At 65.4% G+C, this 25,787-nt stretch carries 22 protein-coding genes; 15 read left to right on the top strand and 7 right to left on the bottom strand.

Going from position 1 to position 25,787, the window contains the following annotated elements; translation table 11 throughout:
- Positions 1–8: 8 nt before the first annotated feature.
- Complete coding sequence (locus ACQR0U_RS02820) at positions 9–902, bottom strand: hypothetical protein (RefSeq protein ID WP_315715215.1); 894 nt, start codon at positions 900–902, stop codon at positions 9–11.
- A 321-nt stretch (positions 903–1,223) separates the two neighbouring features.
- Between ACQR0U_RS02820 and ACQR0U_RS02815 the strand changes: the two genes are divergently transcribed.
- Positions 1,224–3,296, top strand: a complete 2,073-nt coding sequence (locus ACQR0U_RS02815; protein WP_316170987.1) for a putative bifunctional diguanylate cyclase/phosphodiesterase — start codon at positions 1,224–1,226, stop codon at positions 3,294–3,296.
- Between the two features lie 131 nt (positions 3,297–3,427).
- Here ACQR0U_RS02815 and ACQR0U_RS02810 read toward each other — a convergent pair whose 3' ends face one another.
- Positions 3,428–4,609, bottom strand: a complete 1,182-nt coding sequence (locus ACQR0U_RS02810; protein ID WP_315715213.1) for a substrate-binding domain-containing protein — start codon at positions 4,607–4,609, stop codon at positions 3,428–3,430.
- A gap of 185 nt (positions 4,610–4,794) precedes the next feature.
- On the opposite strand from ACQR0U_RS02810, the gene ACQR0U_RS02805 reads away from it, so the two are divergent.
- The 3 genes from ACQR0U_RS02805 (at position 4,795) to ACQR0U_RS02795 (ending at position 8,337) form a co-directional block, all read left to right on the top strand.
- Positions 4,795–5,238 (top strand): MarR family winged helix-turn-helix transcriptional regulator, encoded by a 444-nt coding sequence (locus ACQR0U_RS02805; RefSeq protein ID WP_315715212.1) that lies wholly within the window; start codon positions 4,795–4,797, stop codon positions 5,236–5,238.
- Positions 5,239–5,586: 348 nt separating this feature from the next.
- Entirely contained in the window at positions 5,587–7,494 is a 1,908-nt protein-coding gene (locus ACQR0U_RS02800; protein ID WP_434842573.1) for an acyl-CoA synthetase, read from the top strand.
- A 117-nt stretch (positions 7,495–7,611) separates the two neighbouring features.
- Positions 7,612–8,337 (top strand): outer membrane protein, encoded by a 726-nt coding sequence (locus ACQR0U_RS02795; protein ID WP_316170990.1) that lies wholly within the window; start codon positions 7,612–7,614, stop codon positions 8,335–8,337.
- Between the two features lie 57 nt (positions 8,338–8,394).
- On the opposite strand, the gene ACQR0U_RS02790 is transcribed toward ACQR0U_RS02795, so the two are convergent.
- Positions 8,395–9,393, bottom strand: coding sequence for a glycerophosphodiester phosphodiesterase (locus ACQR0U_RS02790; protein ID WP_434842572.1), 999 nt, complete (start codon positions 9,391–9,393; stop codon positions 8,395–8,397).
- Between the two features lie 210 nt (positions 9,394–9,603).
- Between ACQR0U_RS02790 and ACQR0U_RS02785 the strand changes: the two genes are divergently transcribed.
- The 3 genes from ACQR0U_RS02785 (at position 9,604) to ACQR0U_RS02775 (ending at position 13,432) form a co-directional block, all read left to right on the top strand.
- Positions 9,604–10,902 carry a flavin-dependent oxidoreductase gene (locus tag ACQR0U_RS02785; protein ID WP_316170992.1) on the top strand — a complete coding sequence of 433 codons (1,299 nt, stop codon included), beginning with the start codon at positions 9,604–9,606 and terminating at the stop codon, positions 10,900–10,902.
- A 72-nt stretch (positions 10,903–10,974) separates the two neighbouring features.
- A complete protein-coding gene (locus tag ACQR0U_RS02780; protein WP_434842571.1) occupies positions 10,975–12,108 on the top strand; it encodes a glycoside hydrolase family 3 N-terminal domain-containing protein in 1,134 nt (377 codons plus the stop codon).
- Position 12,109: 1 nt separating this feature from the next.
- Entirely contained in the window at positions 12,110–13,432 is a 1,323-nt protein-coding gene (locus ACQR0U_RS02775; protein WP_315751946.1) for a caspase family protein, read from the top strand.
- Positions 13,433–13,574: 142 nt separating this feature from the next.
- Here the strand turns inward: ACQR0U_RS02775 and secA are convergent, their stop codons facing one another.
- Positions 13,575–16,427: a preprotein translocase subunit SecA gene (secA, locus tag ACQR0U_RS02770; RefSeq protein WP_434842570.1), complete on the bottom strand. Its 2,853-nt coding sequence runs from the start codon at positions 16,425–16,427 to the stop codon at positions 13,575–13,577.
- A 395-nt stretch (positions 16,428–16,822) separates the two neighbouring features.
- Between secA and ACQR0U_RS02765 the strand changes: the two genes are divergently transcribed.
- Both ACQR0U_RS02765 and argJ read left to right on the top strand, forming a co-directional pair.
- On the top strand, positions 16,823–17,722 hold the full coding sequence (locus ACQR0U_RS02765) for a peptidylprolyl isomerase (RefSeq protein ID WP_315751944.1): 900 nt from the start codon (positions 16,823–16,825) through the stop codon (positions 17,720–17,722).
- 255 nt (positions 17,723–17,977) lie between these two features.
- Positions 17,978–19,219, top strand: a complete 1,242-nt coding sequence (gene argJ / locus ACQR0U_RS02760; RefSeq protein WP_316195425.1) for a bifunctional glutamate N-acetyltransferase/amino-acid acetyltransferase ArgJ — start codon at positions 17,978–17,980, stop codon at positions 19,217–19,219.
- A 63-nt stretch (positions 19,220–19,282) separates the two neighbouring features.
- On the opposite strand, the gene ACQR0U_RS02755 is transcribed toward argJ, so the two are convergent.
- Positions 19,283–20,611, bottom strand: a complete 1,329-nt coding sequence (locus tag ACQR0U_RS02755; protein WP_316174461.1) for a TadE/TadG family type IV pilus assembly protein — start codon at positions 20,609–20,611, stop codon at positions 19,283–19,285.
- A 180-nt stretch (positions 20,612–20,791) separates the two neighbouring features.
- On the opposite strand from ACQR0U_RS02755, the gene ACQR0U_RS02750 reads away from it, so the two are divergent.
- Positions 20,792–21,202, top strand: a complete 411-nt coding sequence (locus ACQR0U_RS02750; protein ID WP_172184528.1) for a (deoxy)nucleoside triphosphate pyrophosphohydrolase — start codon at positions 20,792–20,794, stop codon at positions 21,200–21,202.
- 31 nt (positions 21,203–21,233) lie between these two features.
- Here the strand turns inward: ACQR0U_RS02750 and ACQR0U_RS02745 are convergent, their stop codons facing one another.
- Together ACQR0U_RS02745 and ACQR0U_RS02740 are read right to left on the bottom strand one after the other, a co-directional pair.
- The gene (locus ACQR0U_RS02745) at positions 21,234–21,656 is read right to left on the bottom strand and encodes a VOC family protein (RefSeq protein WP_316195422.1); all 423 of its coding nucleotides are present in this window, start codon (positions 21,654–21,656) and stop codon (positions 21,234–21,236) included.
- 62 nt (positions 21,657–21,718) lie between these two features.
- The gene (locus ACQR0U_RS02740; RefSeq protein WP_434842569.1) at positions 21,719–22,564 is read right to left on the bottom strand and encodes a methyltransferase domain-containing protein; all 846 of its coding nucleotides are present in this window, start codon (positions 22,562–22,564) and stop codon (positions 21,719–21,721) included.
- Positions 22,565–22,690: 126 nt separating this feature from the next.
- Here ACQR0U_RS02740 and ACQR0U_RS02735 point away from each other — a divergent pair, with 126 nt between their 5' ends.
- The 5 genes from ACQR0U_RS02735 to ACQR0U_RS02715 are packed head-to-tail and all read left to right on the top strand — an operon-like array spanning position 22,691 to position 25,706.
- The gene (locus ACQR0U_RS02735) at positions 22,691–23,281 is read left to right on the top strand and encodes a macro domain-containing protein (RefSeq protein WP_434842568.1); all 591 of its coding nucleotides are present in this window, start codon (positions 22,691–22,693) and stop codon (positions 23,279–23,281) included.
- 37 nt (positions 23,282–23,318) lie between these two features.
- Entirely contained in the window at positions 23,319–24,053 is a 735-nt protein-coding gene (locus ACQR0U_RS02730; RefSeq protein WP_434842567.1) for a ComF family protein, read from the top strand.
- Positions 24,054–24,082: 29 nt separating this feature from the next.
- Entirely contained in the window at positions 24,083–24,358 is a 276-nt protein-coding gene (grxC, locus tag ACQR0U_RS02725; protein ID WP_315715197.1) for a glutaredoxin 3, read from the top strand.
- The gene (locus tag ACQR0U_RS02720; protein WP_316170996.1) at positions 24,355–25,233 is read left to right on the top strand and encodes a carbon-nitrogen hydrolase family protein; all 879 of its coding nucleotides are present in this window, start codon (positions 24,355–24,357) and stop codon (positions 25,231–25,233) included. The genes grxC and ACQR0U_RS02720 overlap by 4 nt, the downstream gene beginning before the upstream one ends.
- Positions 25,230–25,706 carry a DUF1178 family protein gene (locus ACQR0U_RS02715; protein ID WP_315715194.1) on the top strand — a complete coding sequence of 159 codons (477 nt, stop codon included), beginning with the start codon at positions 25,230–25,232 and terminating at the stop codon, positions 25,704–25,706. Before ACQR0U_RS02720 ends, ACQR0U_RS02715 begins: the two co-directional genes overlap by 4 nt.
- Positions 25,707–25,787 lie beyond the last annotated feature (81 nt).

The raw sequence follows: 25,787 nt of genomic DNA, 5'->3' as shown, positions 1-25,787 counted from the left end.
ATGTCGCGTCAGGATCGATCGGCGTCGTGCTGGACGATGGCCGGCGGTGCACCGGTGGCCTGCGCGCGATCTCGCGGCAGGGGATCGTTCATCGCCGAGAGCGCGCATAGCGCCAGCGAGCCCCAGACGGCGGCGCTGAAATACAGCGACATCCAGGCGATCTCTTCCTTCCAGTGCTCGAACTCGTGGGTGACGGTCCAACGCGTGGCGGAGTCGCGCAGACCGGCGAGCGGATGCAGGAGTGGCGTGCCGGCGGCGCGCTCGATGCGCCAGCGCTTCACATACATCGGGACGTCGATCACGACCAGGAAGGCGAGATAGCAGGCGATGCCGACGAGGCCCGCGATCAGAAGGCCGCGCACCAGGCCGTCGAACTCCGGCAGCAGCCGGCCGAGGCCGATGCCGACGAACAGGAAGGCCACCGCCCACAGCGAGTTCTCGATCGCGTTGTAGAGGAAATTCCGGGTGACGACGGCGTACCAGGAACAGATCTCCGCGACGACGATCAGCGGCACGATGATGCGGGCCATGTTAACCGCGGTCTCGGCATCGGCGATCGCGCCGAGCTGCGCGAGGATGATGGCCCACTGCGCCGCGAAGGCGATCTCGGCGATGGTCGCGACGGTGCGGCCGATGAACACGCTCGACAGCCAGCTGTCGACCAGGCAGATGCGCTGCACGTCGGCGCGCGGCAGCACCGAGCGGAAGGCGCAGCCGAACACATAGGCCGCCGACAGCGCCAGCATCGAACTGGTCTGGGACGCCTGACCCGACGAACTGCTGCCGCCGTTGAGCTGCCGGTACAGGATGAACCAGAACACGATGTTGGCGAGGCTGACGAGCGTCAGCATCGCCCACCACAGGGCGACCGGGTTCGACAGGGCTCGCGACTGCGCACGCATCCGGGCACTCCAAATTTCATGTGAACGACATCGGATCGTATTAATTCCGTCATGCAGCGGCAACCCATTCCGGCCACGGAGGATCGCAAAAGGCCGTGTGCCGGCGAGCCCTGCGGCCTGCACTGGGAGTTTCGTCACGATGTCCCGAGTTCCCTGCAGCGCGGCGGCCCTTGCGCCTCGATGGTCGGATTCCAAACCCCTTGCATGGATCGGCACGGGCGGAGGTGCTGCCCGCGTTGACGCTTCGCTAACCGCGAATCGCGCGTGCCAAAACCGGTCCCGCCGCGGACCGTAGCTCGGCTGAGCGAGGGTACATTGCCGATGTTGACGATCCTGTCCTGCCTGCCCGCCGATCATGATCTGCGCTACGTCGCCGCCGCACTGCTCGTCTGCGTGCTCGGCTCGATTCTGTCCATGCGGCTGCTCGCGCGGGTCCGTCGCAACGCCGGCCTCCGCCGCTTCCATCTGCTGTTTCTGGCCGGACTCGTGGCCGGTGGCACGGTCTGGACCACGCACTTCGCCGCGGTCCTCGGCTACGACACGCCAGGATACCGCTCGTTCGAGCCGGCGATGACCTTCGCCTCGCTCGGACTGGCGGTGGCCTTTGCGTGGCTCGGCTTCTTCATCACGACACGCACCCAGCGCGGCCCGCTGATCGAGGCCGGCGGCGCGGTGTTCGGCTTCGGCATCGCCGCCATGCATTACAGCGGCATGAGCGCGCTCAAGCTCGACGGCGTGCTGACCTGGAACGTGCCGATGGTGTGGCTCTCGATCGCGCTTGCAACGGTGTTCGGTGCCGTTGCCGCCAACCGCATCGCGCGGCCGGTCACCCGCTTCTGCAAATATGGCAGCTCGCTCGCGATGGTGCTTGCGATCCTGAGCCTGCACTTCACCGGCATGCTCGCGTTGACCCTGGCACCCATGGCGGCCAGCAGCGCGCCGGTGCAGTCGCTGTCGGACAGCCTGATGCTGGTCACGGTCGTCACCGGCATCGGCCTGATCATGGCGATGGCCGCCTCGGCCTACATGATCGACATGCAGGCGACGCAGGAAGCGGTCGAAGGCTATCGGCAATTGGCGCTGCAGGACCCGCTGACCGGCCTGCCGAACCGCAGCGGCCTCGGCCAGCGGCTCGCGCCGCTGCTCACCGAGGGCGACGAGACCGCGCATCTGGCGGTGCTCGCGATCGACCTCGATCGCTTCAAGGACGTCAACGACGCGCACGGCCATGCCGCGGGCGATGCGGTGCTGACGGTGATCGCACAGCGTATTGCATCGACGCTGCAGCCGGGCGAGTTCCTGGCGCGAATCGGCGGCGACGAGTTCGTCGCCGTCAAGAGCGAGATCTTCGCGTGCACCGAGGCGGCGAAGTTCGCCGAGCGGATGCGCGCGCTGGTACTGGCGCCCGTCGAGTGGGAGGAGCGCAGCCTCTCGGTCGGCTGCAGTATCGGCATCGCGCTGCATCCCGACCACGGCCTGACCTCGGACGAGCTTCTCACCCGCGCCGATCTCGCGATGTACCGCGCCAAGAGTCTCGGCCAGGGCAAGATCTGCACCTATGAGCCGTCGATGGACGAGGCCAGCCGGCGCCGCGCCGAGCTCGCGATCGACCTCAAGCGCGCGCTGGTGCGCAACGAGTTCGAGCTGCACTACCAAGTTCAGAACGACACGCAGAGCGGCGGCATCGTCGGCTTCGAGGCGCTGCTGCGGTGGAACCATCCGGTGAAGGGCCGCGTGCCGCCGAACGATTTCATTCCGATGGCCGAACAAACGGGGCTGATCGTCGACATCGGCGACTGGGTGCTGCGCACCGCCTGCGCCACCGCCGCGACCTGGAGCCGGCCGTTCAAGGTCGCCGTCAACGTCGCGCCGATGCAGCTCAACCACGACCTGCCGAAGCGCGTCGCCGAGGTGCTGCGCGAGACTGGATTGGCGCCGGAGCGGCTGGAGATCGAGCTGACCGAGACCGGTATCATCGCCGACCGCCAGCATGCGCTGCAGGTGATGCAGGCCTTGAAGGCGATCGGCGTCACCGTGGCGATGGACGATTTCGGCACCGGCTATTCGTCGCTGTCGACCCTGCAGGTGTTTCCATTCGACAAGATCAAGGTCGACAAGAGCTTCATCCAGTCGGTCGAGACCAGCGTGCACGCCGCGGCGATCGTCAAGGCGACCCTGCTGCTCGGGCGCAGCCTCAACATCCCGGTGCTCGCCGAAGGCGTCGAGACCGAACAGCATCTCGCCTTCCTGCGCGAGGAAGGCTGCAGCAGCGTACAGGGCTTCCTGTTCGGCAAGCCGATGCCGCAGGAGGCGATCAGCCGGATGATTCGTGAGGTCGGAGGTACGCCGGCGGCTGCCGTCGACGTACAGGCCAAGAAGGCTGCGGCCGCGTGAGGGCAGATCTTGTCATCGTGATTGCCTTGCGGCTGAACTGAACAGGCGGCCGCGAATGTGATGGCTCACCCTCCCCTGGAGGGGGAGGGTGACCGCGGCACGCAGCCCGGCCGAGCTCGGCGCAGCGTTACTCAGAACGTGCGGATGATCTTGAAGTCCAGCCCGTCGGCCGCGGCGAGATGCATCGCCATGCCGGCGCGGCCCTGCCGGATCGTCACCTCGCCGCGCGCGCCGGAATAGACGATGTTGCGGCCGGCGGCAGCGAGCGGTCGCAGGGACAGCGAGCCAGCGCGCTCGGCGGCCGCCTTGAGAAAGCGCAGGCCCTCGTAGTTCGACTGGCCGACCGATCCGACCGGCGGCGCATCGGCGCCGAACATCGCGGTGTAGCGGCTCATGAACGCGTCATTGGCCTTGGAGCCGATGCAACTGAAATAGCCGGAGGCCGAATACAGGTTCTCGGTGTTGTCGGCGCCGATGCCGAGCAGCACCGTTTCGTCCACCGCGCCGGCGAGACGCAGGGTGGTCGCGGCGAGGCCCGACTCGCCGAAGGCTCGATTGAAGGTAATGCTGTCGGTGCCGATCAGCGAGATCAGCACGACGTCGGGCCTGGCGGCGCGGATCCGCGCCAGATGCGCCTCGTGATCATCCTCGCCCACCGGCACGAACTCCTCGCCGACCACCTGGCCGCCGGCCTCGGTGATGAAGGTCTTGGTCTGGAGGTGCGACTGCCACGGCCAGACATAGTCGCTGCCGATCAGATACCAGCGCCGGGCGCGCTTGTTCTCCGCCAGCCAGTGGATGGCGGGGCGCGTCTGGCTGTGCGGCGTCTCGCCGATCGCCATCACGCCGGGCGTGCGCTCGCCGCCTTCATAGACCGGCGTATACACATAGGGGATGCGTCCGCGGGTGAGCCGGCGCAGCGCCAGCCTCACCGCGCTGATATGCGAGCCCATGACCACGTCGATGTCGTCGAATTCGAGCGCGTCCCTGGCGCGCTCGGCCACCTCGTCCGCCGGCCCGCCGGAATCGTAGAACGACAACTCGATCTCGCGCCCGAGAATGCCACCGTGGCGGTTGATGTCGGACACCGCGAGCAGCGCGCTGTTGGTCGCGGCCGGCCCCCAGATGCCGGGTGACCCGGAGAAGGTGAGGAAGTTGCCGATGCGCAGCCTGTTGTGGGAGCCGCGCCGCTGGATACGGTCAGGATCGAAGGGGGCGAGTGCAGGAAGGCCGGCCCGCCGGGGCGGGCTCCTGAACAGCAGGGATGGCGGCAGACGGAGACGCCCGGCCGTGACAGATCCTGTCGAGAGCACACCCACTCCTTGGCCGCAACCGTGCCTGGCCCATTGTGGGCCGGCGGTCATACGCCGTCAAAATCAGCACGCGTTCGGCAAATATCCTATTCGAAAATGTTGAATGTTCAAGAATTGGGATGCATATAGATCGGGCAGCTACTGCCGGACATTCATTCAAGTCGGGACCGCAAGCGAAGTTCACCGTGGCCAAACCGCCCCATCCCAACAGCCCCCTCACCGAACATCTCGCCTACCTGCTCGCGCAGGCCAACCGGGAGATCAACCGGCAGCTGGAGTCACGCCTGAGCACCGAGGGCGTGCCCGTCGAGCAGTGGCGCATCCTCAAGGTGCTCTCCGACGGCGAGGGGCACTCGATGGGCGATCTCGCCGACGCGGTCCTGCTGAACCACCCGACCCTGACCAAGATGATCGACCGCATGGTCTCCGACTCGCTGGTCTACCGCCGCCAGGACGCCCACGACCGGCGCAAGGTGCTGATGTTCATCAGCGATCATGGCAAGGCGCTATGCAAACGGCTGAACTCGCTGGCCGCCAGCCAGGAGGCGCACATCCTGGAGAACTACGGCGACAAGGCCACCGGCGAGCTGAAGCGGCTCTTGGAAAATCTGATCGACGCGGCGAGCTGAGGCACGCTGCGCTGCCGACATTCAGGGCTAAGCTCTATCCTCCCGTCATTGCGAGCGCAGCGAAGCAATCCAGGGCCCCGCCCACCACCCTGGATTGCTTCGCTGCGCTCGCAATGACGCGGAAATCGGAGCGGTCTTCGCGTCGCATCAAGACGACTTGACCACGCCTCGTCTCCTCGCCTGCGGCAAATCGGTCGGCTCGCCCGGCAACGCCGGGATAGACGCAAGACGAATCCTCCCTCATCCTGTCCTGTGACGATCGCGACGAACGGGCCGCATAGAGCCCGCGCGCGATCACCGGCGGGACCAAAACCGCCGGACGAGGACACGTCACAGGGAGGACAGGCCATGGGCATTCACCTGCTCGATCGCGCCATCGGCAGCGATTATCCGACATTCGCAAGCACCGCTGACATCCGCGCCTTCGAGCAGACGCCGTATGGCGAACGGATCGCCGCGCAGAGCACCTATGAGGCGTTGAAGTGCGGCGCCTCGGTCAACCCGAACGCGCCGGCGATCCAGTTTCTGCCCAACGCCGATCCGGCCGACACGCCGGTGGAGATCTCCTATCGCGATTTCATCGCCCGGGTGACGCAGGCGGCGAACATGTTTCATGCGCTCGGCGTCGGCCCCGACGACGTCGTCAGCTTCATGCTGCCTTTGGTGCCCGACGCCTTCGTCACGCTGTTCGGCGCCGAGGCCGCCGGCATCGCCAACCCGGTCAATCCGCTGCTCGAACCGCACCAGATCGCCGAGATTCTCGATGCCGCCAGGACCAAGGTGCTGGTGGCGCTCGGCCCCCTGCCCGGCACCGACATCTGGCAGAAGGTCGAGAAGGTGCGCGGCGGCCTCAAGCACCTCAAGGCGATCGTGCAGGTGCATGGCGGCGGCGGGGACCCCGCCAACGGCATTCACGCGTTCAATGACCTGATCGGAGCGCAGCCGGGCGACCATCTCGTCAGCGGCCGGCAGATCAAGGCCAGCGACACCGCCGCCTATTTCCACACCGGCGGCACGACCGGCACGCCGAAGCTGGTGCGCCACAGCCATGGCAACCAAGTCTATCAGGCCTGGGGGATCAACCTGGTCCTGAAGGCCAAGCCCGGCGGCACCTTGCTGTTCGGCATGCCGCTGTTTCATGTCGGGGGATCGCTGACCCAGGCGCTGCAGACGCTGTCGGCGGGCGGGTCCCTCGTCGTGCTGTCGGGCGCCGGCTGGCGCAATCCGAATGCGGTGCGCAACATCTGGGGTCTGGTGCAGCGCTTCAAGCCGGAGACGCTGTCGAGCGTGCCGACCGTGCTCGCCGCGACTCTGGCTGTGCCACAAGGTGCGGCCGACATCTCCAGTCTGCGCTATGCCGCGGGCGGCGGCTCGGCGATTCCGGTCGCCGTGGGGCAGGCGATCATGGACAAGCTCAAGCTGCCGGTGATCGAGGTCTACGGCATGACCGAGACCGCGAGCGTGCACACCATGGCCTATCCGGACCAGCCGATCCGGCTCGGCTCGGTCGGCCTGCCGCTGCCTTACGCGAAGGTGCGGATCGTCAAGCTCGATGCCGACGGGCGCTATGAGCGCGACTGCGCAACGGATGAGATCGGCGTCGTCATCATGGCCGGGCCCGGCGTGTTCTCCGGCTATCTCGACGACGCCCACAACAAGGGCGCCTTCGTCCAGGGACATTGGGTCAATTCCGGCGATCTCGGCCGGCTCGATGCCGACGGCTTCCTGTGGATCACTGGCCGCGCCAAGGACCTCGTGATCCGCGGCGGCCACAACATCGATCCGGCGCCGATCGAGGAGATCCTGTTCCAGCATCCGGCCGTGGGCTTCGCCGCGGTGGTCGGTCAGCCCGACGCCTATGCGGGCGAGCTGCCGATCGGCTATGTGCAGCTCAAGCCCGGCGCGAGCGTGCAACCGGGCGAGCTGGAGGACTGGGTGCGCGCCCGCACTCCGGAGCGCGCCGCGGTGCCGGTGCAGATCATCCCGATCGATCCGATGCCGGTGACCGGCGTCGGCAAGGTGTTCAAGCCGCAACTGCGCTGGGACGCCGCGACGCGGGTGTTCGCCAAGGTGTTGTCGCAACTGACCGACCGCGGCATCGATTGCAGCGTCAAGGTCGGCCCGCACGGCAGCCACGGCAGCATCGCCACGGTGACGTTGCGCAACGTGCCGGCGGAAAGCCGCGAGGCGATCGCAAACGAGGTGCATACGCTGCTCGCGCCGTTCGTGATCCGGCACGAGGTGGTGATGGAGTGAGCTGCCCCGAGTCGCCAGCAAAGTTCCCGTATTTTTGCGGCATGTTGCTGGCGGACAACATACAGAACTACCATCAGGTGCTACCACCTCAGCGCGAATGTGCTGAGGTGTCTTGGAATGCTCAAGGTTCTGCTGACTTCAACGGCGATCGCTTTGTCCGGTGCAGCGGCGGCTGCTGCCGATCTGCCGATCACGGCCAAAGCTCCAATTCCGGTCAGGTTCAGCTGGACCGGTTGCTACATCGGCGGTCACGTCGGAGGAGTCGTCAGCACCGACACCACGATCAACGATTTGGGAGCCGTCAGAGACTACAGCGGGGCCGGCGTTGTTGGCGGCGGCCAAATCGGTTGCGATTATCAGTTCGCACCGGCCTGGGTGATCGGCGCCGAGGCCCGCGCTGCCTGGAGCAGCCTGCGAACCAGCCATGGCGGCACGGTCCGAAATCGCATCACCGGTGTGATTCGCCCGTCGCAGTTCATCACGACGAACGATTTCCTGGGCTCTGCAACGGCCCGGCTCGGCTATGTCTACGCCGAACGCTGGCTGGTCTATGCCCGCGGCGGCGCGGCCTGGACGCGCGAGCGCAACGAGGATCCGTTCATCCTTCCGTCTGGAGTCGCCGTCGATCCGAGCACGACCTCAATGCGAACCGGATGGACGGCGGGCGCAGGTGTGGAGTGGGCCTTTGCCCCGCACTGGTCCGTGAATGCCGAGTACAACTATTACGATTTCGGCAAAAGCGGCATCGTAATGACCAACACGGTGCCGGTCGTCAACATCACGGGCTTCGAGGTCAAGGACCGCATTCACGCCGCGACCCTCGGCGTCAACTATCGGTTCTGAGACGCGCTCTACCTCTCCGGGCGTTCAAGGCAACGGACAGGCCTCCGCCGTTCATTGCTAGTTTGGTCCGGTTGCTGATGCGACGGGCAAGGCGATGCCCTTCTCCGCCAAGGCCTTGCGCAACAGATCCGGCCGATCGGAAATGATGCCATCGACGCCGGTGTCGATCAGCCGCGCCATGTCCTCCAGCTTGTTCACGGTCCAGACCACGACCTGCAGCCCGAGCGCATGCGCTTCGGCGACCAACTCCGGCGTGACGTCGGCGAAATAGGGCGACCACACCTTGCCCCCGGCCGCTTTGATCGTGCGCGGCAGCGAGCCGCCGTGATCGGCAGGATTGAAGCCGGCGGTCCAGCGGGTGGCCGCGGTCAACGACACCGTCGGCGCCTTGCCCCGCTGCAGTGACAAATAGACGGTTGGAATCCGAGGTGCGCGTTGCTGTACCAACTGCAGGGTGCGCCAGTCGAACGACTGGATCATGACGCGATCCGCGAACTGCTCAGCATCGATCAGGCCGAGCAGCAGGCTGACGAACCGCGCCGGGTCAGGCGCTTCGTTGGGAAACGCCGGATCGAGCTTGGTCTCGATGTTGAGACGCACATGGTCGTCTCCGGAGCGCCTGACGAGATCGAACACCTGCTTCAGGGGCGGAATGCGCGGCGACACGTCGCCCGCGAGCGGCTGCTGCTCCGGAAACTGCCTGGCATAGTCGCTGCCGGGGCGAATCCGGCCGACATCGTAGGACTGCACCTCGGCCAGCGGCAGGTCGATCAGCAGCGGTCCGGGCGGCGCGACGTAGTTGCCGGAAGCGTCGCGGGCGAGATCGGGATTGAGCCGCCGCTCGTGCGAGACGACCAGCACGCCGTCGGCCGTGGCGCCGACATCGATCTCCAGCGTATCGACGCCCAACGCGAGCGCTGCGGCGAAGGCCTGCAGCGTGTTCTCCGGATGCAGTGCCCGCCCGCCGCGATGAGCCTCGACGTCGAAGGCTGTCGCGGGACTCGCCAGACCGGCCAGCAACAGGGCCGCACAGAGGGAGAGAGTTGGACGGTGCATGGCACCAGCCTACCATGACGGCGCGGATTGCCCATTCCCCTTGTTTCGGCTGGCCTTCTGAATTAGGCCTTTGCCACAGACCGGCGGATAACGCTGGCCACGGATGGATCGAGGGAGGCGATCCGCGCGCTGCACGCGTCGTGCCAGCATCCCTATCGACCCTCCTTTCGAGCTTTGTTTCCCGAGTTCAGGCGCGACGGACCCATGCCCATGACCGACCTTCCTGTCATCATCGCCGGCGGCGGCATCGGCGGCCTCGCGACCGCACTCACCCTGCAGCAGATCGGCGTGCCCTGCGTGGTCTACGAGAGCGTGCGCGAGATGCGGCCGCTCGGGGTCGGCATCAACCTGCAGCCCAATGCCGTGCGCGAGCTGTATGATCTGGGCATTGGCGCCGACGATCTCGATCAGGTCGGCGTGCCCGCGAAGGAATGGGCGCTGGTCGGGCTGAACGGCAACGACATCTATTCCGAGCCGCGCGGGCTGCTTGCCGGCTACAATTGGCCGCAATATGCGGTTCACCGCGGCAAGCTGCACATGCTGCTGTACAGCCGGCTGGTGCAGCGGGCTGGCGCTGATTGCGTACGGCTCGGCAGCCGCGTCAGCGGCTATGAGAAGAACGCGGACGGCACGGTGACGGCGCGCATCGAGCACGCCGATGGCTCGCGATCCGAGCAGCGCGGACGGCTGCTGATCGGCGCCGACGGCATTCATTCGGCGGTGCGCGCGCAGATGCACCCCACGCAACCACCGATCCATTGGGGCGGCGCAGTGATGTGGCGCGGCGTCACCTGGGCGAAGCCGATGCGCACCGGCTCGTCCTTCGTCGGGCTGGGTACTCACCGCCATCGCGTCGTGGTCTATCCGATCTCGCATCCCGACCCGAAGACGGGGCTGGCGCTGATCAACTGGATCGCGGAAGTGACGATGGACAACACCGAGGGCTGGAAGCAGACCGGCTGGTTCCGCCAGGTCCCGGTGCAGGAGTTTGCGCATCACTTCGCCGGCTGGACCTATGACTGGCTCGACGTGCCCGCGCTGATCGCCGGCGCCGATGGCGCCTATGAGAACCCTATGATCGACCGCGATCCGGTCTCGACCTGGGTCGATGGCCCGGTCGCGCTGATGGGCGACGCCGCGCATGCGATGTACCCGACCGGCTCCAATGGCGCGAGCCAGGCGATCGTCGACGCCCGCGTGCTCGGCACCTGCCTGCTGGCGCACGGCGTGACGCCGGCGGCGCTCGCCGCCTATGACGAGAAACTGTGCGGCCCGATTTCGGCTGTCATCCTGCGCAACCGCGGCGCCGGCCCGTTCGGCCTGCTCAATCTGGTCGACGAGCGCTGCGGCGGGACCTTCACCAATATTGACGAGGTCATCCCACCGGCCGAGCGCGACGCGTTCATGGCCGGCTACAAGAAGGCGGCAGGGTTTGCCATCGAGCAGCTCAATGCCGCGCCGCGGACCATTGCCGAGGGGGCGACGGTCGCGAGCCTGTCAACAACCTGAGATTTGCCTTCGCGGCGATCTGACCCCGTGCATATGAGCGAGTCACCTCCACAGCCGCGAGGCGTGATCGCAATGCTGCGACGACTGGGCCGACTGTCCCTCGCCCTCGCACTCCTGATGCACTCGGGGCACGCCGGCCTTGCCGCCGGCTGCCGCAACACAGCGGCAACGTCGCGGCTCGTGGGCCCGATGATCATGGCCGGCTTCTTCGGGACCAAGGCATCGGATGCCGGATTTCAGCAGATTCTGTCCGATCTCGAGGAGGGGCTGATCGGCGGTGTCGTGATCCTCGGCCGCAATGTCGGAACGTCAGATGATCTCGCCGCGATGATCGATCGACTCCGGTCCTGCAAATGCGCGGCTCCTCCGTTCATCGCCATCGACGATGAAGGCGGAACGGTCGAGCGGCTCGGATCGAATGTCGGCCTTGCGGAAACGCCGTCGGCCGCGGAGATCGCCCGCGGCTCCGTCCCGGCGGCGCGCCGCGCTTACGCGGCACTCGCCGAGAAGCTCGCGACGCTGCACATCAACATGAATCTCGCGCCGGTGGTCGATCTCAACACCAACCCGTCGAACCCGATCATCGGTCAGCGGCAACGCAGCTATGGCCGCGACGCCGACACGGTGGTGCGCTACGCGGCAGCCTTCATCCGGGCGCACCGAAGGCAGGGCATCCTGACGGTGCTCAAGCATTTCCCGGGGCATGGATCGTCCACCGCCGACAGCCACGCCGGCATCGCCGACGTCACGACCACCTGGTCATCGGCGGAGCTGAAGCCGTACAGGCGCCTGATTCGGCGGGGGATGGCCGAGGCGATCATGGTCGGCCATCTCGCCAATACCCGCCGCTGGGGCGGTGTCGCAACGCAGAATGGCGCGCACGCGATCGACCGTCTTCTGCGCCGCGAGCTCGGCTATGACGGCGTGGTCATGACGGATGACCTCGCCATGAAGGCCATTCTCGACGCCAAGCCGCCGGCCACCGCCGCCATCGCCGCCGTCAAGGCGGGCGCCGATATCATCATGTTCACCAAGCTGAGCGACGAGGACCAGACGTCCGACGTCGGCCGCGAGATCAACAGCGCGTTGACAGCAGCCGCTTGCTCACGTGAGCTCCCGTTGGATCTGGTCAAACGGTCGTATGCCCGTGTTCGTGGACTAAAGGCGATGAGCATCCAGCGAGATCGAAGCGGGGGGAGTCATTAACTTGTGTCTAAGCGCCAGATTTTTGTTGATCTGCTTAGCGGTATGTGCGTGGTCGGCCGCTGTATGCTCAGTACATGCGCGGCCTATCGAGAGCGATGCTTGGAAACGCTGCCAATCGTCGGATGCCGACCAGCGGATATCCGGCTGCAGCGAAGTAGTCTCTCAAGGTAGAAGTCCTAAGTCTCGGCTTGCCGACGCTTTGGACGGGCGCTGCTGGGCATACCACGTCAAGGGACTGTATGAACTGGCCGTTGCAGACTGCAGGGCAAGCATATCGCTTCGACCGAACTATTCGTACTCCTACAACAATCTGTCCTCGGCTTTCCTGGGATTGAAGAATTTTGGGGAAGCTGCCAACGCCGCGAGGAAGGCTATCGAGCTAAAGCCTCGGTTCTTTTGGTCCCATCTAAATCTGGCCCGATCACTCGCTGGGCTCGGTGAGCTCGATCGAGCCAGAGCGGAATACCAAATAGCTCTCGCTATTGAACCGAGCAGCTCAGAAGCCACCGAAGAGCTGAGAATTCTTTCAGCTCAGACAGCAGAAAAGTTAAATCAACCTTCTTCTTCTGAAACCTCTACGAGGCCTTCCGGTGGCGCCTCTCTACCTATTTGGTCTAAACCCAGCCGTCGGGTTGCCCTCGTGATCGGCAACTCGAAATACAGTTCCGTTCCGGAGCTTCCAAATCCTGTGAGAGACACGGACCTCATTTCACAAACGCTGAAGTCTATCGGGTTTGACGAGGTAATCGCAGGAAAGAACCTGTCGCGCGATGCTTTACACAAGTTGTTGTTGGAGTTCTCGAAGAAGTCTTCGGAGGCCGACTGGTCGGTCATCTACTACTCGGGACATGGCATCGAAGTGGGTGGCGCCGACTACATGATCCCCGTCGACGCTCACCTCGAATCTGACAGAGATGTAGATTTTGAGACCGTTCCACTCTCCTTGGCAATCTCTGCTGCGGACGGTGCAAGGAAGCTGCGCATGGTGATCATGGATGCCTGTCGCAGCAATCCGTTTCTGAGTCAGATGAAACGGACCATCGCCACCCGCTCGTTAGGGCGCGGCTTGGCTGCCGTCGAGCCGGAGCCGGGATCGCTAGTTATATTTTCGGCAAAGCACGGAGAGACTGCCCTCGACGGAGATGGCTCCAACAGCCCGTTTGCGATAGCGCTCGCAAGCCGGCTGAAAGTCGCCGGTCTTGAGGTCCGTCGCTTGTTTGATCTCGTGCGAGACGATGTGCTCCTAGCGACCAATCGCCGGCAACAGCCGTTCTCTTATGGCTCGCTCTCAGGTAACGAAGACTATTTCTTTGTTGCCAAATGAACTGACTGAATCAAGGGCAGTTTCGGAACTCGACGGCTCTTAAATCTAGCTCGATCGGCGGAGCGACATTCGGGTCTTTCCACCCATCCGTCGCTTCGCTCCTTTCACGCGAGCACGTCGAATGTTACTGCCCGGCCCGCGCTTACGCGTAGCGGCCGTGGCAGTGCTTGTACTTCTTGCCGGAGCCGCAGGGGCAGTCCTCGTTGCGGCCCATCTTGCCCCAGGTCGAGGGATCGTTCGGGTTGCGCGCTTCGGCCGGGACCGGGGCGGCGCCCGAAGAGGGCACGAGTGACACGTTGGCGAAGGCCATCTCGTCCTCGCCGGTGCTGGGATCGGCGTGGTGCGCCTGCATCGGCGGCAGCACCGGCTGCTGCTCCTCCGGTGGCACGATCTCGACCCGCATCAGCTGCGCGGTGACGGCCTCGCGCAGATGCGCGATCATCGCCTCGAACAGCGTGAAGGCTTCCGACTTGTACTCCTGCAGCGGATCGCGCTGGCCGTAGCCGCGCAGGCCGATGACCTGGCGCAAATGGTCGAGCATCACCAGGTGCTCGCGCCAGAGGTGGTCGAGCGTCTGCAGCAGGATGGTCTTCTCGACGTAGCGCATCACGTCGGGGCCCCATTGCGCGACCTTGGCGGCCATGCGCTCGTCGGCGTGGGTCTCGATGCGCTTGAGCAACTCCTCGTCGGCGATGCCCTCTTCCTTCGCCCATTCGTCGACCGGCAGGTCGATGTCGAGCACGCGCTTCAGCTCTTCTTTCAGGCCGGCGACGTCCCACTGCTCGGCATAGGCGTGCTCGGGAACGTGCTTGGCGACGAGATCGTCGATGAAGGCGTGACGCATGTCGGTGATCGTCTCGACCACGCTCTCGTCCTGCATCAGCTCGACGCGCTGGTCGAAGATCACCTTGCGCTGGTCGTTCTGGACGTTGTCGAACTTCAGGAGGTTCTTGCGGATGTCGAAGTTGCGCGCCTCGACCTTCTGCTGCGCCTTCTCCAGCGCCTTGTTGATCCAGGGATGGATGATGGCCTCGCCTTCCTTCAGGCCGAGCCGGGTCAGCATGCTGTCAAGCCGGTCGGAGCCGAAGATGCGCATCAGGTCGTCTTCCAGCGACAGGAAGAATTTCGACCGGCCGGGGTCGCCCTGACGGCCGGAGCGGCCGCGCAGCTGGTTGTCGATGCGGCGGGATTCGTGGCGCTCGGAGCCGATGATGTAGAGGCCGCCGGGCTTGGTCACGGTCTTGGCCGGCTTGGAGCCCTTGGCGGGCTCGATCTCGACCGTCTCCTCGGCCTTCAGCACGATCTCGCGGAAGCGGGCGATGTCGGCCTTGATCTGTTCGATCTTGGCGGCCTTCTCGGCCTCGTCGGTGATCCCGGCGGTCTCCTGCTGCAGGCGCATCTCGAGCGAGCCGCCGAGCTTGATGTCGGTGCCGCGGCCGGCCATGTTGGTCGCGATCGTGATCGCGCCGGGCACGCCGGCTTCGGCCACGATATAGGCTTCCTGCTCGTGGAAGCGCGCATTGAGCACCGCGAACAGTTTCGCGGGCTTGCCGGCGCGGGCCGCCGCATAGAGCTTGTCGAGCGCGCGCTCGCTGCCGAAATCGATCTGCTTGTAGCCATGCTGCTTGAGATAGGCGGCCAGCACCTCGGACTTCTCGATCGAGGCGGTGCCGACCAGCACCGGCTGCAGGCGCGAATTCGCCCGCTCGATCTCGGCGAGGATCGCGGCGTATTTCTCCTGCTGGGTGCGATAGACCTCGTCGTCCTCGTCGAGACGCGCGACCGGCAGGTTGGTCGGGATCTCCAGCACCTCGAGCTTGTAGATGTCGAACAGCTCGTCGGCCTCGGTGGCCGCCGTGCCGGTCATGCCGGCGAGCTTCTCGTACATCCGGAAGTAGTTCTGGAAGGTGATCGAGGCCAGCGTCTGGTTCTCGGGCTGCACCGGCTGGTGCTCCTTGGCCTCGAGCGCCTGGTGCAGGCCTTCCGAATAGCGCCGGCCCGGCATCATGCGGCCGGTGAATTCGTCGATGATCACGACCTCGCCGTCGCGGACGATGTAGTCCTTGTCGCGGGTGAACAGCGTGTGCGCGCGCAGCGCCTGGTTGATGTGGTGCACGACGGAGACGTTCTCGACGTCGTAGAGCGACTCGCCCTTGAGTTGGCCGGCATCGCGCAGCAGGGTCTCGATCTTCTCCATGCCGGCTTCGGTGAGCGTCACCGTGCGCTGCTTCTCGTCGACCTCGTAGTCGGTCTTGTCGAGCTTCGGCACGAAGGTGTCGATGGTGTTGTAGAACTCCGAGCGATCGTCGAGCGGGCCGGAGATGATCAGCGGCGTGCGCGCTTCATCGATGAGAATGGAGTCCACCTCGTCGACGATGGCGAAGAAGTGCCCGCGCTGGACCATGTCCTCCAGCCGGTACTTCATGTTGTCGCGCAGATAGTCGAAGCCGTATTCGTTGTTGGTGCCGTAGGTGATGTCGCAGGAATAGGCCGCCTTGCGCTCGGCATCGTCGAGGCCGTGCACGATCACACCTGTGGTCAGGCCGAGGAAGCCGTAGATCTGGCTCATCCAGCCGGCGTCGCGGCGGGCGAGGTAGTCGTTCACCGTCACGACGTGGACGCCCTTGCCGGCGAGCGCGTTGAGGTAGACCGCGAGGGTCGCCACCAGCGTCTTGCCTTCGCCGGTCTTCATCTCGGCGATGTCGCCCTCGTGCAGCACCATGCCGCCGATCAGCTGGACGTCGAAATGGCGCTGGCCGAGGGTGCGCTTGGAGGCCTCGCGGACGGTGGCGAAGGCCGGGACCAGGATGTCGTCGAGCGTCTTGCCGTCGGCGAGCTGCTTCTTGAACTCCTCAGTGCGCGCCTTGAGCTGCTCGTCGGTCAGCTTGGCGAGCTCCGGCTCCAGCGCATTGATGGCATTGACACGGGACTGGTAACCCTTGACGCGACGGTCGTTGGCGGAGCCGAATAGCTTACGGGCGAGCGCGCCGATCATTGCTGAAATCCTGCCTCTATGGGTCTGCGTTGCAGCCGTAACTCATGGTTTGGGTTTGCTGTTCCCGACGTGATGCACCGCAGCACCCGCGCCAGCCTCGACCTTCGGCGCCGGGCGGCGTCCGCCACCAGATGAGTGGGAGACAGGCAAACCAGGGTTCAACGGCCAAAAACGCAGCAAAATAAGCGCCATCGCCCTTGAAGCGACCGGGCAGAGATATGGCTGGGGGGGAACGTTGTCAACGGCGCCCGACAGCGGGGCCGTCGTTGCCAACCTGTCGCCGATTTCACGAAATTGACAGACTTTTCGCGTTGCCAAGGCACGGCGATTGGGCGAGTGTCCCGGCCGCCCTGAGGCCTCCCCCTCGAGCCCCCTCTTCTCAACAAGGATTTTCCATGACCACGTCGTTCCCGGTTACGAAAACCGGCCTGCGCCTCGGCCTTGCCACCGCTCTTGCCGGAAGTCTCGCGTTGTCCCTGCTTGCCGCGCCCGCACGCGCCGCCGACGATGCCAACCCGGTGCTGGCCAAGGTGAACGGCGCCGAGATCCGCAAGAGCGACGTGACGCTCGCCGAGGAGGAGCTCGGACAGAGCCTCGCGCAGATGGATCCGGCGACCAAGGACGAGAACGTGCTGTCGTTCCTGATCGACATGAAGCTGGTCGCCAAGGCGGCCGAGGACAAGAAGGTCGCCGACAGCGAGGAGTTCAAGAAGCGCCTCGCCTTCACCCGCAACCGGCTGCTGATGGACAGCCTGCTGGCCAGCGAGGGCAAGGCCGCGACCACGCCGGACGCGATGAAGAAGGTCTATGAGGAGGCCGCCAAGCAGATCGGTGGCGAGCAGGAGGTCCACGCCCGCCATATTCTGGTGGAGACCGAGGACGACGCCAAGGCCGTCAAGGCCGAGCTCGCCAAGGGCGCCGATTTCGCCGAACTCGCCAAGAAGAAGTCCAAGGATCCCGGCGCCTCGGACGGCGGCGACCTCGGCTTCTTTACCAAGGAGCAGATGGTGCCGGAATTCGCCAACGTCGCCTTCTCGCTGGAGCCGGGCAAGATCTCCGATCCGGTGAAGACTCAGTTCGGCTGGCACGTCATCAAGGTCGAGGAAAAGCGCAGCCGCAAGCCGCCGGAGTTCGACCAGGTCAAGGGCCAGATCGAGACCTACGTCACCCGCAAGGCCCAGGCCGACTACGTCGGCAAGCTGCGCGAGGCCGCCAAGATCGAGCGCCTGGACAAGCCGGCCGCCGACGCCGCCAAGCCGGCGGACGCGAAGCCGACCGAGCCGGCGAAGAAGTAAGCGGCTCGGCTACTTGGCTTGAGACAGGACATGGTCGCGTCATAAATGGTGTCGTCCCGGCGAAAGCCGGGACCCATACCGCGTGATGTTTGAAACAGGCACGCGGCCGATACCGGGGCTCCCAACTGGACCCTGTGGTTATGGATCCCGGCGTTCGCCGGGATGACAGCAGTGGGTGCAGTGACATCCACTCCCACAACGACGACCGAGATGATACAGAGCGCTTCCCGCTCATTCCTGCCGGAAGCCTCTCCGATGTCCTCAGCCGTCTCCCCGCTCGCCCCCACCGATGTCCCCGACATGCCCGCCGTTGCGGGCGTCAAGCTCGCGACTGCGGCGGCCGGCATCCGCTACAAGAACCGCACCGACGTGCTGCTGGCGCTGCTCGATCCCGGCACCACCGTGGCCGGCGTGTTCACCCTGTCGAAATGCCCGTCGGCGCCGGTCGAATGGTGCCGGGCCAAGCTGAAGGGCGGCAAGGCACGCGCGCTGGTGGTCAACTCCGGCAACGCCAACGCCTTCACCGGCAAGACCGGCAAGCAGTCGACGGCCCTGACGGCGGCGATCGCCGCCAAGGCGGTCGGCTGCAAGCAGGACGAGATCTTCCTCGCCTCGACCGGCGTGATCGGCGAGCCGCTGGATGCGACCAAGTTCGACGGCGTGCTCGAAGGGTTGGCGGGCACCGCGGCCCCTGAGGACTGGATGGGCGCAGCGCGCGCCATCATGACCACCGACACCTTCCCGAAGGTCGCCACCGCCACCGTCAAGCTCGGAAAGGCCAAGGTGACGATCAACGGCATGGCCAAGGGCGCCGGCATGATCGCGCCCGACATGGCGACGATGTTGTCGTTCATCTTCACCGATGCGCCGATTTCGGCCCCCGCGCTGCAGGCCCTGCTCAAGGCTGGCGTCGAGGACACCTTCAACGCGGTGACGATCGACGGCGACACCTCGACATCCGACACGCTGCTCGCCTTCGCCACCGGGGCCGCCGCGGCGAAGGGCGCACCGAAGATCAGCCGCGCCAGCGATCCGCGCGTGAAGGCGTTCGTGAAGGCGTTCAATGCCGTGCTGGCCGACCTCGCCGAGCAGGTCGCGCGCGACGGCGAGGGCGCCCGCAAGCTGGTCGAGATCATCGTCGAGGGCGCCAAGAGCAAGCCGTCGGCGCGCAGAATCGCGATGTCGATCGCCAACTCGCCACTGGTCAAGACCGCGATCGCCGGCGAGGACGCCAATTGGGGCCGCGTCGTGATGGCCGTCGGCAAGGCCGGCGAGCCGGCCGACCGCGACAAGCTCTCGATCTCCTTCAACGGCATCCGCGTCGCATCGAAGGGCGCGCGCGATCCGTCCTATGACGAGACGGAAGTCTCCGAGGCGATGAAGGCGCAGAAGGTGCAGATCAAGGTGGCGCTCGGCCTCGGCAAGGGCCGCGACCGCGTGCTGACCTGCGACCTGACCAAGGAGTATGTCGCGATCAACGGCGACTACCGATCCTGATTCCGCAACCAACCGCGGCCAGGAAGCGCGCAGCTGCCGGCGCGCTTCCTGGGGCCGAGTCGATCAGCTCGCGATCCGTGCGTCGGCGACCGCCTTCTGGAACAGCGCCTTCATCGCCTCCGCGATGCCCTGCGTCGGCGACACCTCGAAATAGAATCCGTCCGAGGCGCAGGCCTGCATCTTCTGCGCGATCTCGCTGTTCGGCGACGGGCCGAACGGCCCCTTGTTGAAGGGATCGATCCAGCTCATGTACCAGCTGTTGGTCGGCAGTTGCAGATAGGTCGTATAGAGGACCGCGATCTTGATGCCGCGGTTCTTGAGCGTGGTGCAGAGCGCCGGATTGATCGGCGACTGGCAGCGATTGCCGCTGGCCTTTGGCTTCAGGCAGGAGGCGTTGCTCTCGTCCGCGACGCCATCGGAGACGAAGAACAGGTATTTCAGCGGCGAGCCGGTCGTGCCGTCACCAGGCGTCGAGATCTCGTTGTTGATGGCGGGGAACACCGTGGTGAACGGCGTATCCTTGTCGGCCGTGTAGGAATCATTGTTGCCGTAGACGCCCATCAGGTCGATGTTGCCCGCGGCACTCTTGGCGCTGGACAGGCTCGACGACAGCGAAAACAGCGCCCGCAATCCGATCGTCTTCGACGCTGCGCCGAAATCGTAGATCGCCATGCGGAACTGGTTCGTATAGGTCTGCGTCTGCTGCGCCGTGTCCATGAGCTGCTGGGTGGCGCTGCGCAGCACGTCGATCCGGGTGGTCACGTTGAGCGTCTTGGCGAGATTGTAGTAGTTGTTGGAGTCGTTGTAGTCGTGGCAGGCGAAGGCGCATTTGTCGGAGGTCGCATTGACCATCTTGGTCACGTCCGCCGGCGTCGCCGCCACGCCCATCGACGGCGAATTGTCGAGCAGCAGATAGAAATCGATGTATCGCGGCATCGAAGCCTTGGCCGTCGACGAGCCCTGCAGGGTCATGGTCTTGAACCCGACGATGTTCATGAACATCATCGGCACGGTGGCCGAGAACGACACGGTGGCGGTCAGCACCGAGCCGGCCTTCTTCACCTCCGGCGTCAGGCTGGTCAGCGTATAGCCTGAGGTGCCCGACATGTTGCCGTTGAAGATCTTCGCCGCATCGTCATTGCCGGCGGCGATCACGCCGTCCGAGGTCATCGTGCCCGCGGCGATGAAGGCCGGCGAGGTCCGGGACACCGCGCCGACCGAGGCGGCGTCGACCGCCGCCTGCAGCTTGGCGCGCATCTGGTTGGCGCGGCTGTAGTCGACGCCGCAGCCGACCGCGGTGATCAGCGGGACGCAGACGATCGCGAACGTCACCGCGACGTTGCCGCTGACGTCACGCCGCAGGCGGCCGAGCAGGCTGGATAAAATTCGCATGAATGATGCCTAACAAACCATGAGGAGGCCATGGCGTTCACCCGTGAAAATACGCGGCCGGCCATTAAGGTTGGCTTATTTCGACCGTGGAAACCGGGCTCGAAACGGCCTAGGTTAAGATTCCCTCAACAGGCGCACCTGGTTCTCGGACCGGCGCATCCCTCTCAAACCGATCGGACCATGCCCGACCTGAAACTCACGCTCGTGGTCGCCTGCGCGCTCGTCGACGCCGACAATCGTGTGCTGCTGGCGCAGCGGCCGCCCGGCAAGACGCTCGCGGGACTCTGGGAGTTTCCCGGCGGCAAGCTCGAGCCCGGCGAGCGCCCCGAAGCCAGCCTGATCCGCGAGCTCGACGAGGAGCTCGGCATCACCGTGCGCGAGGCCTGTCTCGCGCCGCTGACGTTTGCCAGCCACGCCTATGAGACGTTCCATCTGTTGATGCCGCTCTACATCTGCCGGCGCTGGGAAGGCGTGGTCACCGCGCGCGAGGGACAGCAACTGGCCTGGGTGCGGCCGAACAAGCTGCGCGACTACCCGATGCCCCCGGCGGACATTCCGCTGCTGCCGCATCTGATCGATCTGCTGATGTGAGGATCGCGCAGCGACGTTTCTCCGGGCGAGTTCATGGCCCGTCCGGAACCCCTTGTTTCATTCGTGCAAGGGCGTTTTCGTCGATCCAGTTCTGGCTATTATCGGAAATATAAAATTCATTGCCGTCTGGATCGTAGAACGACACGAATTCAAGCCCGCCATTGAGGTGACAGTGGAAGCGAACTCCCTTTGCAAGCAGAGCGTGGTAGGTCTGCTCCAAATCCGTACAGCTCAGCATGATCGGGGTGCTGCGCGAGGTGTCGCCGGGCGGGCGTAAGGTGAGTTGCAGCATCATGCGCTGCCCGGGCAGGCCTACGGTCAGATCATATCCCCAATTGATGATGCCGCCAGGCGAGCAATGCCGCAGTTCAAATCCGAGTGTATCGACATAGAAGTCGAGTGCAGCTCTTTGATCGGCGACATAGACCGCGACGTAGTCGATCCGGGTAAGCATGGCAGGCGATACCGTGCGACTTGATAGGCGACGACTATAAGGCCCGGCCTTCGGGAGAAAGTCTAGTCGCGGCCTGCTTTCTTCACCGCCGCCTCGAGGCTCGCTGTCGCCGAGCCCGGCTTCAGCGGCTTCTGCTGGCTTTCGTGCGGTGCCCAGCCGGATAACCAGATGATGTCGAAGGTGGCGCGGATGCGGCCGTCGGGGTCGGCGAAGCGTTCGGCATAGATGTGGGCCATGCGCAGCAGGGTGGCGCGGCGCAGCGGCGTGCGGCGCCGCTCGACCAGGCTGTTGGTCGCGCCCATGCGGCGGAGATCCTGCATCAGGCCAAGCGCGCTGGCATAGCGGACCACGACGCGGTCGACGTCGGTGACGGGCAGCGCGAAGCCGGCACGCTGCAACAGCCCGCCGACATCTCGCAGATCGGCGAGCGGCGCGACGCGCGGCGAGACGCCGCCCTCGCATTCGGCTTCGGCCGCCGCGAAGCTCTGCCGGAGCTCGGTCAGCGTATCGCCGCCGATCATCGCCGCCAGCAGCAGACCATCGGGGCGCAAGGCGCGGCGAATCTGCACCAGCAGTCCGGGCAGATCGTTGACGAATTGAAAGGCCAGCGCCGACAGCGCGAGATCGAGCGATTGCGCGGCCAGCAGCAGCCGCTCATCCGCCGTTTCGGGCGCAGCGATATGTGCGAGCTGCGAGAGGCGTCCCGAAAGATACGGCTTCAAGCCCGCGGCCGGCGTCCAGACGTCGGCAGCCGCGGTGAAGGACCGGTTCACCGCGGCAAGGCGATCCGCGACATCCTCGGCGACGCGCTCCAGCAGGAAGGTCTCCGGCGCTGCTGCAGCCCGCCGCTGCCTGAGCGCGAGCAGGCTGCGATCGAACAGAACGGGAGCGGTGACGGGCGGGGTCATGGGGGCTGGTTACGCCGATTCTGGTGGCCGGGCAATGCACCGCTTGAGCCGCGTCCGAGGCCACGCTAACCTACGATGGCCCGAGCCAAAAAATAGCGGCGTTCTCCGATCGAGTTCATTGCGATCATGCTCACGGTCCACCTTCGCGACATCAGCATCGAGGTGGTCGAGGCCTGGCGGTCCGCGTTCGCGGGCGTCGGCGAGGTTCAGGTCTCTCACGGAAGCATTCTGGAACAGCAGGCCGATGCCATCGTCAGCCCGGCGAACAGCTTCGGCTTCATGGATGGCGGCATCGACTTGCACTATGCGCGCTTCTTCGGTTGGCAGATCGAGACAGAGCTGCGCGAGCTGCTGGCCGCGCAACATTATGGCGAGCTTCCGGTCGGACAGGCCGTGATCCTCCCGACCGGACATCCGGAGCTTCGCTATCTCGTTTGCGCTCCGACCATGCGCGTGCCATCGCGCATCGACGGAACACCGAACGTCTATCTCGCCTTCCGGGCCGCTCTGATTGCGGTCCAGGCGCACAACACGAGCGAAGCCGGGCCAATCACCTCCCTGCTGGCACCGGGCATGGGCACCGGCATCGGGGCCGTGCCGCCTCGTCAAGCCGCACGCCAGATGCGAGCTGCATATGATGCGATCGTCGGCGGGCACGGACGCAGGAGCAGGACGGCGCGCGCCATCCTGGGCGAGCATCATGATCTCCTTGCCTGATCCCGTTCGCTCCGTTGTTGGTTCGGTTTGCAGCGTGATGGCCCACGCAGCCAAGCTCGCGCTCGACATTGCACTGCCGACCTTGTGCATCGCCTGCCGCGAGCCGGTCGACGGCGAGGGCGTCTGTCCCGCCTGCTGGGGCAAATTGTCGTTCATCGAGCGGCCGTATTGCCCGAAGCTCGGCATCCCCTTCGTCTACGATCCGGGCCCCGAGCTGCTGTCGATGGAAGCGATCGCGGCGCCGCCGGCGTACGCCCGCGCCCGCGCCGCCGTGCGCTATGACGAGGTCGCCCGCACCCTGGTGCATCAGCTGAAATATCAGGACCGCACCGATCTGGCGCCGATCATGGGCCGCTGGATGGCGCGCGCCGGCCGCGAGCTGCTGGCCGAGGCCGACCTCGTGGTGCCCGTGCCGTTGCACTGGCGGCGCGGCTTCAGCCGCCGCTACAACCAGTCCGGCGCGCTGGCGCGGGCGGTCGCCCGGTCCAGCGGCGTCCGCATGCAGGGTGATGCGCTGCGCCGCGTGCGGGCGACCGAGCAGCAGGTCGGGTTGTCGCGCGCCCAGCGCACCAGCAATGTGCAGGGAGCATTCCAGGTATCTTCAGACCGCCTGCATGACGTGCAGGGGCGCCGCATCGTCATCGTCGACGACGTGCTGACCACCGGCGCGACGGTGGATGCCTGCGCCCGCGCTCTGCTGCGCGCCAAGGCGGCCGAGGTCAGCGTGCTGGTTTTCGCCCGGGTTGTCGATGCGCCCCGCGCTCCCATATAATCTATCGTTCTGAAACAGCTGAGCGCGACATGACCGCTGCGATCGAAATCTATACCCGTCCGGGGTGCGGCTACTGCACGGCCGCCAAATCGCTTCTGACCCGCAAGAACGTTGCCTTCACCGAGCATGACGCGGGCAAGGATCCGACGATTCGGCAGAAGATGTATGATCGTGTCGGCCCGGGCTCGACCTTTCCGCAGATCTTCATCGGCCACACCCATGTCGGCGGCTGCGACGACCTCTATGCGCTCGATCGCGAGGGCAGGCTCGACGCCATGCTGGCGGGAGACAAGGCGACATCATGAGCAACGACCGCAGCTTTACCGCCGCCATGGTGCAGATGCGCACCTCGCTCCTGCCCGAGCCGAGCCTCGAGCAGGGCATCAGGCTGATCCGGGAAGCGGTCGCGCAGGGCGCGGAGTACGTCCAGACGCCGGAAGTGAGCAACATGATGCAGCTCAACCGGACGGCGCTGTTCGAGCAGCTCAAGAGCGAGGCGGACGATCCCTCTCTCAAAGCCTATCAGGTGCTCGCCAAGGAGCTGGGCATCCATCTGCACATCGGGTCGCTGGCGCTGCGCTTCTCGGCAGACAAGGCCGTGAACCGCTCCTTCCTGATCGGCCCCGAGGGCAACGTCCTGGCGAGCTACGACAAGATCCACATGTTCGACATCGATCTGCCGGGCGGTGAGAGCTATCGCGAGTCCGCCAACTATCAGCCGGGCGAGACGGCCGTGATCTCGGATCTGCCCTGGGGTCGTCTGGGGCTGACGATCTGCTACGACGTGCGCTTCCCGGCGCTGTATCGCGCGCTGGCCGAGAGCGGCGCCTCCTTCATCAGCGTGCCCTCCGCCTTCACCCGCAAGACCGGCGAGGCGCACTGGCACACGCTGCTGCGCGCCCGCGCCATCGAGACGGGATGCTTCGTGTTCGCCGCCGCCCAGTGCGGCCTGCACGAGAACAAGCGCGAGACCTTCGGCCACTCGCTGATCATCGATCCATGGGGCGAGATTCTCGCCGAGGGCGGCGTCGAGCCCGGCGTGATCATGGCGCGCATCGATCCGTCGCGGGTCGAGAGCGTGCGCCAGACCATTCCTTCGCTGCAGCACGGCCGCCGGTTCGGCATCGCCGACCCCAACGCGGGTCCGGACTATCTGCACCTGGTGCGGGGCTCGGCATGATCCGCTATGCGCTGCGCTGCGAGCGTGACCATACGTTCGAAAGCTGGTTCCAGAGCTCCTCGGCCTACGATTCGCAGGTGAAGCGCAAGCTGGTGGAATGCCCGACCTGCGGCTCGACCAAGGTCGAGAAGGCGATCATGGCGCCGCGCATCGTCAACAAGAAGGGCCGCGAGGCCGTGCCGGTACCGGCCTCACCGACGCCAGCGCAGGAAGTGATTCCGCCGGGATCGACCGCGCTGATGATGGCGCAGGAGCGCGAGCTGCGCGCCAAGCTCAAGGAGCTGCGCGACCACATCGTCAAGAACGCCGACGATGTCGGCGAACGATTCCCGACCGAAGCCCGCAAGATGCATTACGGCGAGACCGAGCACCGGCCGATCTATGGCGAGGCCTCGCTCGACGAGGCCCGCGAACTGATCGAGGAAGGCATCGAGGTCGCGCCGATCCCGGTGCTGCCGGACGACCGGAATTGAGCAATAGAGACGCCCTCTCCGTCATTGCGAGCGAAGCGAAGCAATCCAGCGCCGGGCAAAGATTCTGGATTGCTTCGCTTC

Source organism: Bradyrhizobium sp. HKCCYLRH3097 (assembly GCF_051167875.1).
Taxonomy (GTDB): Bacteria; Pseudomonadota; Alphaproteobacteria; order Rhizobiales; family Xanthobacteraceae; genus Bradyrhizobium.
The sequence above is the reverse complement of the archived record's forward strand: the minus strand, read 5'-3'. Positions and strand labels throughout refer to the sequence as shown.

Coding starts and splice junctions, on each gene's coding strand:
- ACQR0U_RS02820 (WP_315715215.1), bottom strand. CDS start 902: ATGCGTGCGCAGTCGCGAGCCCTGTCGAACCCGGTCGCCCTGTGGTGG.
- ACQR0U_RS02815 (WP_316170987.1), top strand. CDS start 1,224: ATGTTGACGATCCTGTCCTGCCTGCCCGCCGATCATGATCTGCGCTAC.
- ACQR0U_RS02800 (WP_434842573.1), top strand. CDS start 5,587: ATGGGCATTCACCTGCTCGATCGCGCCATCGGCAGCGATTATCCGACA.
- ACQR0U_RS02795 (WP_316170990.1), top strand. CDS start 7,612: ATGCTCAAGGTTCTGCTGACTTCAACGGCGATCGCTTTGTCCGGTGCA.
- ACQR0U_RS02790 (WP_434842572.1), bottom strand. CDS start 9,393: ATGCACCGTCCAACTCTCTCCCTCTGTGCGGCCCTGTTGCTGGCCGGT.
- ACQR0U_RS02785 (WP_316170992.1), top strand. CDS start 9,604: ATGACCGACCTTCCTGTCATCATCGCCGGCGGCGGCATCGGCGGCCTC.
- ACQR0U_RS02780 (WP_434842571.1), top strand. CDS start 10,975: ATGCTGCGACGACTGGGCCGACTGTCCCTCGCCCTCGCACTCCTGATG.
- secA (WP_434842570.1), bottom strand. CDS start 16,427: ATGATCGGCGCGCTCGCCCGTAAGCTATTCGGCTCCGCCAACGACCGT.
- ACQR0U_RS02765 (WP_315751944.1), top strand. CDS start 16,823: ATGACCACGTCGTTCCCGGTTACGAAAACCGGCCTGCGCCTCGGCCTT.
- argJ (WP_316195425.1), top strand. CDS start 17,978: ATGTCCTCAGCCGTCTCCCCGCTCGCCCCCACCGATGTCCCCGACATG.
- ACQR0U_RS02755 (WP_316174461.1), bottom strand. CDS start 20,611: ATGCGAATTTTATCCAGCCTGCTCGGCCGCCTGCGGCGTGACGTCAGC.
- ACQR0U_RS02750 (WP_172184528.1), top strand. CDS start 20,792: ATGCCCGACCTGAAACTCACGCTCGTGGTCGCCTGCGCGCTCGTCGAC.
- ACQR0U_RS02745 (WP_316195422.1), bottom strand. CDS start 21,656: ATGCTTACCCGGATCGACTACGTCGCGGTCTATGTCGCCGATCAAAGA.
- ACQR0U_RS02740 (WP_434842569.1), bottom strand. CDS start 22,564: ATGACCCCGCCCGTCACCGCTCCCGTTCTGTTCGATCGCAGCCTGCTC.
- ACQR0U_RS02735 (WP_434842568.1), top strand. CDS start 22,691: ATGCTCACGGTCCACCTTCGCGACATCAGCATCGAGGTGGTCGAGGCC.
- ACQR0U_RS02730 (WP_434842567.1), top strand. CDS start 23,319: ATGGCCCACGCAGCCAAGCTCGCGCTCGACATTGCACTGCCGACCTTG.
- grxC (WP_315715197.1), top strand. CDS start 24,083: ATGACCGCTGCGATCGAAATCTATACCCGTCCGGGGTGCGGCTACTGC.
- ACQR0U_RS02720 (WP_316170996.1), top strand. CDS start 24,355: ATGAGCAACGACCGCAGCTTTACCGCCGCCATGGTGCAGATGCGCACC.
- ACQR0U_RS02715 (WP_315715194.1), top strand. CDS start 25,230: ATGATCCGCTATGCGCTGCGCTGCGAGCGTGACCATACGTTCGAAAGC.